The 11,996-nt window shown below is 71.5% G+C and carries 10 protein-coding genes; 8 read left to right on the plus strand and 2 right to left on the minus strand.

Features of this window, described 5'->3' with window-relative positions; translation table 11 throughout:
* Positions 1–188 precede the first annotated feature (188 nt).
* Positions 189–2,957 carry a penicillin acylase family protein gene (locus ACFW9D_RS26115; RefSeq protein ID WP_384625455.1) on the minus strand — a complete coding sequence of 923 codons (2,769 nt, stop codon included), beginning with the start codon at positions 2,955–2,957 and terminating at the stop codon, positions 189–191.
* 253 nt (positions 2,958–3,210) lie between these two features.
* Between ACFW9D_RS26115 and ACFW9D_RS26120 the strand changes: the two genes are divergently transcribed.
* The 6 genes from ACFW9D_RS26120 to mscL all read left to right on the plus strand — a co-directional run bounded on the left by ACFW9D_RS26120 (position 3,211) and on the right by mscL (position 8,854).
* Positions 3,211–4,668 carry a potassium/proton antiporter gene (locus ACFW9D_RS26120; protein WP_384625458.1) on the plus strand — a complete coding sequence of 486 codons (1,458 nt, stop codon included), beginning with the start codon at positions 3,211–3,213 and terminating at the stop codon, positions 4,666–4,668.
* Between the two features lie 249 nt (positions 4,669–4,917).
* The gene (locus ACFW9D_RS26125; RefSeq protein ID WP_384625461.1) at positions 4,918–6,201 is read left to right on the plus strand and encodes an MFS transporter; all 1,284 of its coding nucleotides are present in this window, start codon (positions 4,918–4,920) and stop codon (positions 6,199–6,201) included.
* A gap of 69 nt (positions 6,202–6,270) precedes the next feature.
* Positions 6,271–6,594, plus strand: a complete 324-nt coding sequence (locus ACFW9D_RS26130) for an FmdB family zinc ribbon protein (RefSeq protein WP_188338400.1) — start codon at positions 6,271–6,273, stop codon at positions 6,592–6,594.
* 81 nt (positions 6,595–6,675) lie between these two features.
* Positions 6,676–7,530, plus strand: a complete 855-nt coding sequence (locus ACFW9D_RS26135) for an S-methyl-5'-thioadenosine phosphorylase (RefSeq protein WP_188338399.1) — start codon at positions 6,676–6,678, stop codon at positions 7,528–7,530.
* A 181-nt stretch (positions 7,531–7,711) separates the two neighbouring features.
* The gene (locus ACFW9D_RS26140; RefSeq protein ID WP_384625465.1) at positions 7,712–8,278 is read left to right on the plus strand and encodes a hypothetical protein; all 567 of its coding nucleotides are present in this window, start codon (positions 7,712–7,714) and stop codon (positions 8,276–8,278) included.
* Between the two features lie 114 nt (positions 8,279–8,392).
* Positions 8,393–8,854: a large conductance mechanosensitive channel protein MscL gene (gene mscL / locus ACFW9D_RS26145; protein WP_384625494.1), complete on the plus strand. Its 462-nt coding sequence runs from the start codon at positions 8,393–8,395 to the stop codon at positions 8,852–8,854.
* Positions 8,855–8,861: 7 nt separating this feature from the next.
* On the opposite strand, the gene ACFW9D_RS26150 is transcribed toward mscL, so the two are convergent.
* Positions 8,862–9,050: a hypothetical protein gene (locus ACFW9D_RS26150; RefSeq protein ID WP_188338397.1), complete on the minus strand. Its 189-nt coding sequence runs from the start codon at positions 9,048–9,050 to the stop codon at positions 8,862–8,864.
* A 218-nt stretch (positions 9,051–9,268) separates the two neighbouring features.
* Here ACFW9D_RS26150 and ACFW9D_RS26155 point away from each other — a divergent pair, with 218 nt between their 5' ends.
* Positions 9,269–10,447: a P1 family peptidase gene (locus tag ACFW9D_RS26155; RefSeq protein WP_384625468.1), complete on the plus strand. Its 1,179-nt coding sequence runs from the start codon at positions 9,269–9,271 to the stop codon at positions 10,445–10,447.
* 242 nt (positions 10,448–10,689) lie between these two features.
* Positions 10,690–11,883 carry an Ig-like domain-containing protein gene (locus ACFW9D_RS26160; RefSeq protein WP_188338395.1) on the plus strand — a complete coding sequence of 398 codons (1,194 nt, stop codon included), beginning with the start codon at positions 10,690–10,692 and terminating at the stop codon, positions 11,881–11,883.
* The last annotated feature ends 113 nt before the right edge of the window (positions 11,884–11,996 follow it).

Below are 11,996 nucleotides of genomic sequence, written 5' to 3' on the forward strand. Positions count from 1 at the left end.
TCGGGCGCGCCCGCGGGGGGGGGCGGCGTCCGGCGCGCCGGGGGGGGGGGCGGGCGACCCCCCCGGCCCCGCCCGGCGCGCCCGGGGCGGGGGGCCCCCCCTTCTTCAAGGGCGCTTCTTCAAGGACGCTTCTTCGAGGGCGCCTTCTTCAAGGACGCCTTCTTCAAGGACGCCGGCTCTTCAGGAAGCTAGCTCTTCAGGACGAGCGTGTCCGAGGTGTCGTCCTCGACCGCCTTGTCCGTGAAGCGCCACGGCAGCAGCTCGCCGTCGATCCACTTCTGCGTCTGGTCCGTGTAGTGCGAGCTGAAGGTGTGGCCGGAGGCACCGGTCAGGTTGATCCACTTCGACTTGTCGAAGTCCTCCAGGTTCACCACCATCCGCATCGACGGCACCCAGCTGACGCCGTAGCCGCCCGCCGCGTTCCAGCCGGTCGCGTTCACGGCCGCCTCGCCGCCGCCGAGCTTCCAGGGGCCGCGGTTGAGCACGTACTGCAGCCAGCCCGGGCCCGCCGTGCCGAGCGTCTGGTTCTTGAGCTCCAGCTGGTGCAGCCGGCCCCAGCTCCAGGTGTCGATGTCCTTGCCCAGCTTGGCCGTCAGGTCCCAGCGGGCGTCCTCCATGGCGCGGGCGAACAGCTGGTCGCGGGTGTCCGTCGCCGCGTCGGTGCGCGTCTTCGGAGCCTGCCACCAGGCGTTGTTCTCGTCCTTGAGGATGTTCCGCACGACCTGGAACCAGCGGTCGCCGCCGTCCGGCTGCGCCGAGTCCGCGTCCCGCTGGCCGCACTCGCGCACCCGGCGGTCGTCGTCGGCCGGGCCCGTGTTGTCGACCGGGGCGACGCTCAGGCACTGGCCCTTGACGCGCAGCTCCTTGGGGAGCTTGTTGCCGAAGGCGAGCTTCAGGACGTTGCGCCACACCGAGTTGAAGTAGGCGGCCGCCGCCGAGTCCGGGTTCTGGGTGTAGTCCCAGTTCTCCAGGAGCTGCTGGGCCTCGCGGACGTACTTGTCCTTGACGTCGATCTTCAGCAGGTAGGGCACGAGCAGCTTGGCGATCTCGCTGCTGTTGTCCATCTGCATGGTGCGCATGTCGTCGGTGGAGATCTTGCCGCCGCCGTCGATCTTCGACTTGATCAGGTCGGTGATGCGCTGGCTGCGCGTGCCGTAGCCCCAGTCGGTCGTCAGCGTGTACGGGTAGTCCTTGCCGACGACCGCCTGGTTGGCGGTGACGATGTAGCCGCGCTTCGGGTCGTACTCGTAGGGCAGCTCGTCCTGCTTGATGAAGCCGGTCCAGCGGTACTTGGGGTCCCAGCCGGGCGAGGGGAGCGAGCCGTCGCCCTCGCCGCGGGTCGGGATGCGGCCGGGCAGCTGGTAGCCGATGTGGCCCTCGGTGTCGGCGTACGTGAGGTTCTGCGAGGGCACCTGGAAGTCGGCGGCGGCCTTGCGGAACTCGGTCCAGTCCGAGGCGCGGTCGATGCCGAAGACGGCGTCCATCGTGTTGCCCGCGTCCAGGGCGGTCCAGCGCAGCGCGATGCCGTAGCCGTCACCGCGGTCGGGGGCCGTGGTGCCGACGGGGGCCTTCTTGCCGACCTTGACGAGTTCGTCGTTGCGGTCGGAGAGCAGCGGGCCGTTGTTCGTCTCGCGGATGGTGATCGTCTTGTCGTCGCCGCCGGCGACCTTGATGATCTCCTTGCGCGTCTTGAAGGCCACGGTCTTGCCGCCGTACAGGTAGCCGTCGCCGCTGAACTTCTCCAGGTACAGGTCGGTGACGTCGGCGCCCGAGTTCGTCAGGCCCCAGGCGATGTCCTGGTTGTGGCCGATGACCACGCCGGGCATGCCCGCGAAGGTGTAGCCCGCCACGTCGTACTGGCACTTGGCCGAAAGGCTCGTGCAGTGCAGGCCCATCTGGTACCAGACGGACGGCAGTTGCGGCGCGAGGTGCGGGTCGTTGGCGAGCAGCGGCTTGCCGGTGATGGTGTGGTCGCCGGAGACCACCCAGGAGTTGGAGCCGATGCCGTTGCCGTTCGGGCCGAGGCCCGCGGAGTCGGGGATCCGGTCCAGGACGTCCGCGAGGCCGCCCAGCTGGCTCTCGAGCCCGCCGGTGCCCTCGGGGGCCTGCGCGCCGCCCGTGAGGCCCGTACCGGCCCCCTGGCCGCCTCCGGAGCCCTGCCGGCCGGCGCCCGTGGACGCCTGCTCGTACGTGCCCGTGGCCTCGTCGTAGCCGCCCTCCTGCACGATCGGCTTGTTCCGGTCGTACGGGTAGGCCGGGTACAGGTCGGCGATCTGCTTCTTGTCGAGGCGGCTCGTCATCAGCGAGCGGTCGATCTCGTCCTGCATGTTGCCGCGCAGGTCCCAGGCCATGGCCTTGAGCCAGGCCACGGAGTCGACCGGCGTCCACTTCTGCGGCTTGTAGTCGTTCTCGAAGCCGAGGGCCACGTACTCCGCGGAGATCTCCTTGGCGCTCTTGCCCGCCAGGTAGGCGTTGACCCCCTTGGCGTACGCCTGGAGGTACTTCTTCGTCTCCGGCGCGAGCTTGGAGTCGTACTCCTCCTGCGCGACCCGGTGCCAGCCCAGGGTCCGCAGGAACTCATCGGTCTTGACCTGGCCCTTGCCGAACATCTCGGAGAGCCGACCGGAGGTCGTATGGCGGCGCACGTCCATCTCGTAGAAGCGGTCCTGCGCCTGCACGAAGCCCTGCGCCATGAACAGGTCCTCGTCCGAGGAGGCGTAGATCTGCGGGATGCCGTGATCGTCCCGCTTGACCTGGACCGGCCCGTCGAGACCGTCGATCCGGACGGAGCCCGTCGTCTGCGGCAGCGAGGCGCGCACGCTGTCGACGCCCCAGTACGCGCCGTACCCGATGCCCGCGAGAACGGCCAACACCAGGACGATCACGATCAGTCGGGCTCGGCGCCCCTTCTTCCTGCCGGTCTGGCCGCCGGAAGAGGCATTACTGGAGGAGGGCATCGCGATCCTTGCTGTCCTTCGCGGGCTGCTGGCTGGAGCAACCATACGAGCAGTGCGATCCGGGCCCGGACGCGGAGTCAGGAAGGAGCCACCTACGGGGTGCGCGGCGAGGGCCCGACCGTCAAGGAACCGTTAACGATTAGGTAAGGTAACGAAGTAACTCCCCCCACATCGACCCCTGCGAAGCACCTCGCGGAAGGAACGGCCCCTGACTGTCGACCACCTCAACCAGCTCCTGCTCGTCAGCGCGCTCGTGCTGCTCATCGCGGTCGCCGCGGTGCGTATCTCCTCGCGCAGCGGGCTGCCCAGCCTGCTCCTGTACCTCGGCATCGGCATCGCCATGGGTCAGGACGGCATCGGCAACGTCTCCTTCAGCAACGCCGAGCTGACCCAGGTCATCGGGTACGCGGCGCTCGTCGTGATCCTGGCCGAGGGCGGTCTGGGCACGAAGTGGAAGGAGATCAGACCGGCGCTCCCGGCTGCGGCCGCGCTGTCGCTCGTGGGCGTCGCGGTGAGCGTGGGGGTCACGGCCGCCGGCGCGCACTACCTGGTGGGCCTGGAATGGCGGCAGTCCCTGATCATCGGCGCGGTGGTGTCCTCCACGGACGCGGCGGCCGTCTTCTCCGTCCTGCGCAAGGTGCCCCTGCCCGCGCGGGTGACGGGCGTCCTGGAGGCCGAGTCCGGCTTCAACGACGCCCCTGTGGTCATCCTCGTCGTCGCGTTCTCCACCGCGGGCCCCGTCGAGCACTGGTACCACCTGATCGGCGAGATCGCCCTGGAGCTGACCATCGGCGCCGCGATCGGCCTCGCCGTCGGCTGGCTCGGCTCCTACGGGCTGCGCCATGTCGCGCTGCCCGCCTCCGGCCTCTACCCGATCGCCGTCATGGCCATCGCCACCACCGCCTACGCGGCGGGCGCCCTGGCCCACGGCAGCGGCTTCCTCGCCGTCTACCTGGCCGCCATGGTGATGGGCAACGCCAAGCTGCCCCACTGGCCCGCCACCCGCGGCTTCGCCGAGGGGCTCGGCTGGATCGCGCAGATCGGCATGTTCGTCCTGCTCGGCCTGCTCGTCACGCCGCACGAGCTCGCCGACGACATCGTGCCCGCCCTGGTCATCGGCCTCGTGCTCACCATGGTGGCGCGCCCCCTGGAGGTCGTCCTCAGCCTGGCGCCGTTCCGGATGCCCTGGCAGGAGAAGGCCCTCATGTCCTGGGCCGGGCTGCGCGGAGCGGTGCCCATCATCCTGGCGACGATCCCGATGGTGACCGGCGTCGCCGACAGCCGCCGCATCTTCAACATCGTCTTCGTCCTGGTCGTCGTCTACACCCTGATCCAGGGCCCCACGCTGCCCTGGCTGGCCCGCAAGCTGCGGCTCGGCGACTCCGCCGAGGCCGCCGACCTCGGCATCGAATCGGCGCCCCTGGAGCGGCTGCGCGGCCATCTGCTGTCCATCGCGATCCCCGAGGGCTCCCGGATGCACGGCGTGGAGGTCGGCGAGCTGCGGCTGCCCAAGGGCGCCGCCGTCACCCTCGTCGTCCGCGACGCCGCTTCCTTCGTACCTGCCCCCACCACCGTGCTGCGGCAGGGCGACGAGCTCCTCGTCGTCGCCACCGACCCGGTGCGGGACGCGGCCGAGGCGCGTCTGCGGGCCGTCGCCCACGGCGGCAAGCTCGCCGGCTGGCTGGGCACAGGAGGCGGGACCTCCCGGTAATATGGGGGCACACACCATGTACCACCGACTCTGCCTGACGTAGAGCCGGCGCGACCGCAAAGCGGCCGCGGTCCCCTTGCAGCACCCGCGCCCGGCCCCGCAGCCCGGCGCCCCGCTTCTGCACGGCCCAGGGCCTCTCCTGGCGCGGACCGCAGTATCACTCGGTTCCCGGCGCACGAGGACGGCTCTCGGTGCCCCACGCCCCGACCGGGCGGCGGGGCACTACCAGGCGGCAGAAAGGCGACGGCCGTGCCACAGAAGGCCACGGTCACCGACACCACCGGCAAGCGCCCGGGCTACGGACAACTGCTGCGCACCCGCGGCGCCTGGACGTTCCTGCTCCCGGGCTTCGCGGCCCGCCAGCCGTTCGCGATGCTGACCATCTCGATCGTGCTGCTCGTCCAGCACACCACCGGCTCCTACGGCACGGCGGGCGCCGTGTCCGCCACGACCGGTGTCTCCATGGCGCTGTTCGCGCCCTACAGCGGCAAGCTCGCCGACCGCTTCGGCCAGCGCGCCGTCCTGCTGCCCGGCGTCCTGGTGCACTCCGCGTCCGGCGCGACCCTGACGGCCCTCGCGCTGTCCGGGGCGCCCACGTGGACCCTGTTCCTCGCCGCGGTGCCCACGGGCGCCTCCACGCCGCAGATCGGCCCCATGGTGCGGGCCCGCTGGGGCGTGCGCCTGCAGGGCTCGCCCCTGATGCAGACCGCGGCCGCCTTCGAATCCGTCACCGACGAGTTCACCTTCGTGCTCGGCCCGCTCTTCGCGACCGCCCTGTGCACGGGCGTCGACCCGGCCGCCGGCCTGCTCACCGAGGCCGCCCTCACCCTGGTCGGCGGCCTCCTCTTCGCCGCCCAGAAGGGTACTCAGCCGCCCGTGAGCGCCCTCGCGGGCCACGCGCGCGTGGAGCACTCCTCCGCGCTGCGCGTCCCCGGCGTACGCGTGCTGATCGTCACGTTCCTCGGCATCGGCGCCGTCTTCGGCGGCATGCAGGTCTCGCTCGCCGCCTACACGGAGTCCATCGGCGAGCCCGGCATGAACGGCGTCCTCTACGGGATCTTCGCCGCGGGGAACATGCTCTCGGGCATCGTCTGCGGCGCCGTCGCCTGGAAGGCCGCCCCGCAGCGCCGCCTCCTGGTGTCCTACACGGCGCTCGCCCTGATGGCCTCGGGCCTGTGGGCGGCCCAGTCCGTGGTGCTGCTCGCCGGGCTCGGCCTGCTGGTCGGCGTGTGCATCGCGCCCGCCCTGATCACCGGGTACACGCTCGTCGAGAAGATCGTCCCCGCGGGCTCCCGCACCGAGGCCTTCACCTGGCTGACCGGGGCGGTCGCGCTGGGACAGGCGGCGGCCGTCACGGTCGCCGGTCAGCTCGAGGACCGCTTGTGGGACGGTGCGGGATTCCTGGTGCCGATGGGCGGCACGGTGCTGGCCCTGGCGGTCATGTTCCTGCTGCGTACGCGGCTCGTCCCGCCGTCCGTCGGGCGCACCGTGGCACGTGGTGTCGGTCACCGAGTGCCGGTGACGGTGGACTGATCCCGAGGAATAGGCCACTATAGAGCGTCGTTAGCACTCATTGAGTGAGAGTGCCAGGAGGAAGACACAGTGCCGACTTACCAGTACCAGTGCACCGAGTGCGGCGAGGGCCTCGAGGCGGTGCAGAAGTTCACCGACGACGCCCTGACCGAGTGCCCGAACTGCGGTGGCCGCCTGAAGAAGGTGTTCTCGGCCGTCGGCATCGTCTTCAAGGGCTCCGGCTTCTACCGCAACGACAGCCGCGGCTCCTCGTCGAGCAGCAGCCCGGCGTCGTCGTCGAAGCCCGCCTCCACGACGTCGACCTCTTCGTCGTCCTCGTCCTCGGAGTCCAAGTCGTCCTCGACGGCCTCCTCCGGTTCGACGAGCTCGTCGAGCTCCTCGTCCGCGGCCTGACCCGGACCCACGCCTTACGAGACCCTGTCGTCCCCGGACGGCAGGGTCTTCGGCGTCCCGCCCTTGGTTAGTGTGCTGACCATGGCGACGAACGCGAACACCAGCACCGGGGCCGAGATCGGCGTGATCGGCGGCTCCGGCTTCTACTCCTTCCTGGACGACGTGACCGAGATCCAGGTGGACACCCCCTACGGGCCGCCGAGCGACTCGCTCTTCCTCGGCGAGATCGCCGGCCGCCGCGTCGCCTTCCTGCCCCGGCACGGCCGCGGCCACCACCTGCCGCCGCACCGGATCAACTACCGGGCGAACCTGTGGGCGCTGCGCTCGGTCGGCGTGCGCCAGGTGCTCGGACCGTGCGCGGTGGGCGGCCTGGTGCCCGAGTACGGGCCCGGCACGCTGCTGATCCCGGACCAGTTCGTGGACCGCACGAAGTCCCGGGTGCAGAGCTACTTCGACGGGCTGCCGCTGCCCGACGGGACCGTGCCGAACGTCGTGCACGTCTCGCCCGCCGACCCGTACTGCCCGGCCGGGCGCCGGGTGGCAGTGGAGGCGGCCCGCGGCAAGGGCTGGGAGCCGGTGGACGGCGGGACCCTCGTCGTCGTCGAGGGGCCGCGCTTCTCGACCCGCGCCGAGTCGCGCTGGCACGCCTCGATGGGCTGGTCCGTGGTCGGCATGACCGGGCACCCGGAGGCGATGCTCGCCCGTGAGCTGGAGCTCTGCTACACCTCGCTGACCCTGGTCACGGACCTGGACGCGGGCGCGGAGAGCGGCGAGGGCGTCTCGCACGACGAGGTGCTCAAGGTGTTCGCGGCGAACGTGGACCGGCTGCGGACCGTGCTGTTCGACGCGGTCGCGGGCCTGCCGGCGACGCAGGAGCGGGACTGCCTGTGCGTCGGGGCACTCGGCGGCATGGACCCCGGGATCCGGCTGCCGTGATCCGCCGTCCGGCTTCCCCGGCCGGACGACGTCGGTGAACTTCACGTTCGGGTGAGGGAGTTGTCCACAACCGGCCGGTAGCACACGGGGCCCGGCGGGGTCCTTCGCCGGAGCGGATCGTGGTCGACGAGACGGACGCGGTGTCCGTCCGACCCGAACCGATCCGCAGGCGGTGACCACCGTGTCCGCAGCAGCACCCGGCCCCTACGGGCTCAGCACTCCCCCACCCGCGTCCACACCCACTCCCCCGACGTCCGAGGTGCCGCCCTTCCCTCCCGTGCGCGTACGCGGCGGACGACCGCGCGCCGGTCGCGGCGGCCCGCGCCGCAGCGGGCCGGTGCTCGCCGCCGGACTCGCCCTGACCGCGGCGGCCCTGGTCGCCGCGGTGCCCTCGTCCGGCGCCGGGGACGGTCATCAGCGGGCACAGGCGCCGCCACCCCGGACCGCGCGCGGGCCGGCGCGGCCTCCCGCCGTGACGGTGTCGGCTCCGGTGCGGATCGCGGACGCGGCGGCGGCACGCCTGCTGCGGCCGGGCGACCGGGTGGACGTGGTCGCGGCACGGACCGACGGGAAGCCCGGAGCCCGGGTCCTCGCGTCCGGCGCCCGGGTCGCGTCCGTACCCGACGCATTTTCGGGCGAAACCCCGGACGGGGGCGGTGCGTTGGTCGTGCTGAAGGTGGAGCGCCCTGTCGCCGCACGGCTCGCGGGAGCGGGGGCCGTGTCCAGGCTGGCGGTGACGGTCTGGTGACCGTTCTCCCGTCAAGTCCCCCGATCGAGTTACCGGATTGGACAGGTCTGACCCGAACTGTCGTAGGTTGCGGGGGCGTTTGCACCACAACCTGCACATGTGAAGAGAGGCCTTCTGGTGAGCGAGAAGAAGCAGCCGGGCGTGTGGGAAGGCTTCAAAGCCTTCCTGATGCGCGGCAATGTGATCGACCTGGCGGTCGCGGTCGTGATCGGCGCGGCGTTCACCAACATCGTGAACGCGGTGGTCAAGGGTGTGATCAACCCGATCGTCGGTGCGTTCGGCACCTCCGACCTGGACAACTACAAGTCCTGCCTGAAGGGCGACTGCAGCGGCGAGGGCGGGATCGAGATCCTCTGGGGCACCGTCCTCAGCGCCACGCTCAGCTTCATCATCACGGCGGCCGTCGTGTACTTCCTGATGGTGCTGCCCATGGCGAAGTACCTGGCCCGCAAGGCCAACATCGACGCGGCGAAGGAAGGCACCCACGAGGTGATCGAGGTCTCCGAGCTGGAGGTCCTCAAGGAGATCCGCGACGCCCTCGTGGCGCAGCGCGGCTCGGGTCACTCCGAGTCGTAGCGGCTACTCAGAGGTGGTGGGGCGGCTTCTCGTCGAGGAACCGGGCCAGGTCGGCGGCGCTGTTGTCACCGGCGGCCGGCCGTTCGCCCCACCCCCGGTCCGTGTCGTCGGAGGACTGCGCCGACAGCGGATCGTCGAAGATCAGCGCGGCCTTGGGGTCGCGCGGCTCGGGGGCGGGCTTCGGGGTGTCGCTCATGGCTCCAGGGTACGTCGCGGGTGCGGACCGCGATGAGAGCGCGATCCTCCCGGCTCGACCGGCCGACGGGGCGGGATCGGCCCGGGGCTCGGCGCCCCCGCGGGCGGAGAACCACCCACAGACGGGTCCACGCCGCCTTGATCAGCACCGGGAGCGCCGCGGCGAAGCCGATGAGGAAGAAGCACGGCCGGGGTCAACTGTCGTGGTACGCAGGGCGCATGACGACGGAATCGACGACGGGCGGCAGGCCGGCCCGCAACGACGCCCTGACCGACGTGCCCGGCCTGCGCGTGGGGCACGCCACCCGCCGCGGCGACGGGTGGCTGACCGGGACGACGGTCGTGCTCGCGCCCGAGGGCGGTGCGGTCACCGCGGTCGACGTGCGCGGTGGCGGCCCCGGCACCCGGGAGACGGACGCGCTGGACCCGCGCAATCTGGTGCAGCGGATCGAGGCGGTGGTGCTGACGGGCGGCAGCGCGTTCGGGCTCGACTCGGCGTCGGGGGTGATGGCGTGGCTGGAGGAGCAGGGGCGCGGGGTGCCGGTGGGCGGGCCCGGGCAGGTCGTGCCCGTGGTGCCGGCGGCCTGTGTCTTCGACCTGGGCCGGGGCGGCGACTGGCGGGCCCGCCCGGACGCGGCGACGGGCCGGGCCGCTGTGGAGTCCGCGGCGGCGAGCCCGGTCGGCGCCCCGGTGGCCGAGGGCAGCGTCGGCGCGGGCACGGGCACGCTGGTCGGCGGGTTGCGCGGCGGCATCGGCACGGCGTCCGTACTGCTCGACTCCGGGATCACGGTCGCTGCCCTGGTGGTGGCCAACGCGGCCGGCTCGGCGGTGGACCCGGGGACGGGGGCGCTGTACGGGGAGTTCTTCGCGGGGCGTGGGCCGGTGGCGTATCCGGACGCGGCGGTGCACGCGGCGGCGGGTGAGCGGCTGGCGGCGGCGCGCGCGGCGAACGGGCCGGCGCCACTCACCCAGCCCGATTTGGCGTCCGGGCCCACCTTGGCGTCCGGGCCTGAGCCGGCGTCCGGCCCTGCGTCGGGCCCCGTGTCCGGGCCGGCCACGTTGAACACGACGCTCGCCGTCGTCGCCACGGACGCGGACCTGAGCAGGGCGCAGGCGCAGAAGGTGGCGGGGACCGCGCACGACGGGATCGCGCGGGCGGTGCGGCCGGTGCATCTGCTGAACGACGGCGACACGGTGTTCGCCCTCGCGACCGGGGAGCGGCCGCTGGACGCCGCGAACCCGCTCGCGCTCAACGAGATCCTCGCGGCGGGGGCGGATCTCGTGACCCGGGCGATCGTGCGGGCGGTGCGGGCGGCGGAGTCGGTGCGCGGCGACCGTGACGGTGACGGCGGCGGTGCCGGGCGCGTGTATCTGTCGTACTCGGAGCTGTACGGCTGAGCGGGGCGTCTCGGGCGGGGGGCGCCCTCGGTCTCGTACGGCTCTCGACGGGCACTCTCGGGCGGGGGCGCCCTCAGTCTCGTACGGGCTCCTCGTGGGGGTTCCCGTGACAGAGTCCGCGCTTCGTCACAGGACTGTCCCTGTGGCTGCCTTCACAGGAAGCGGAGGGAACCCCTCCGGTCATCTCGCGCTCTCTCCACACACCGGATCAACGAGATGAACCACACGAACAGGAGCAGGCCGTGAGAAGGCAGAACATAGCCACCGTATGCGCCGCCGTCGCCGTCGGTGCACTGGCCCTCACGGCCTGCGGCGGCAGCGCGAAGGCCGACAACGACACCGACGGCAAGGGCGGTGACCCGAAGGGCGCGCCGCGCATCACGATCTCGGCGAAGGACGGTTCCACGGGGGCGTCCATCAACGCGACCGGGGTCAAGGTCAGCGGCGGCAAGCTGACCACGGTGAAGATGACGACGTCGGCGGACGGCGCCGAGGTCCCCGGCACGATCAGCGCCGACGGGGCGACCTGGAAGCCCAAGGAGCAGCTGGAGCGCGGCACCAAGTACCGGATCTCCGCGACCGCGAAGGACGCCGGGGGCGAGACGGCCGCCGCCAACTCCATCTTCACCACGGTCTCGACCGGCAACAGCTTCATCGGCACCTACACCCCGGACAACGGGACGACGGTCGGGGTCGGCATGCCGGTCTCGTTCACCTTCGACAAGGTGATCACGAACAAGAAGGCCGTGCAGTCGGGCATCAAGGTGACGTCCAGCAGCGGCCAGCAGGTGGTCGGCCACTGGTTCGGCGAGCAGCGGCTCGACTTCCGGCCCGAGGAGTACTGGAAGGCCGGCTCCAAGGTCACCATGAAGATCGACCTCGACGGGGTCGAGGGCGCCAACGGCATCCACGGCGTCCAGAAGAAGACGGTCACCTTCACCGTCGGCCGCTCCCAGGTCGCCACCGTCGACGCGAACACGCAGAAGATGACCGTGGTCCGCGACGGCCAGACCCTCAAGACCGTCCCCGTCTCCACCGGCAGCGCCGACCACCCCACCTACAACGGCCAGATGGTCATCTCCGAGAAGTTCGTGCAGACGCGGATGAACGGGTCGACGGTCGGCTTCGGCGGCGAGTACGACATCGCCGACGTGCCGCACGCGATGCGCCTGTCGCAGTCCGGCACGTTCATCCACGGCAACTACTGGAGCTCGCCCGGCATCTTCGGCGCGCAGGGCACCAGCCACGGCTGCGTCGGACTCCAGGACGTGCGGGGCGCGGGCGGCGACACCACCGCCAAGTGGTTCTACGACAACTCGCTCGTCGGTGACGTCGTCGTCGTGAAGAACTCCCACGACAAGACGATCTCCCCGGACAACGGCCTCAACGGCTGGAACATGCCGTGGAGCGAGTGGACGGCCGGCAGCGCCGCCTGACCCAGGACACAGGGGAAAGACCAGGGGCCGCGCGGGAACCTCCCCCCCGGCCCCCCCCGTGTGCAGGCCGGAAAGCCAAAAACCGCAACCCCGATGGCAATAAACAGGCCCTA

Source organism: Streptomyces sp. NPDC059524 (assembly GCF_042749255.1).
Taxonomy (GTDB): Bacteria; Actinomycetota; Actinomycetes; order Streptomycetales; family Streptomycetaceae; genus Streptomyces; species Streptomyces xanthii.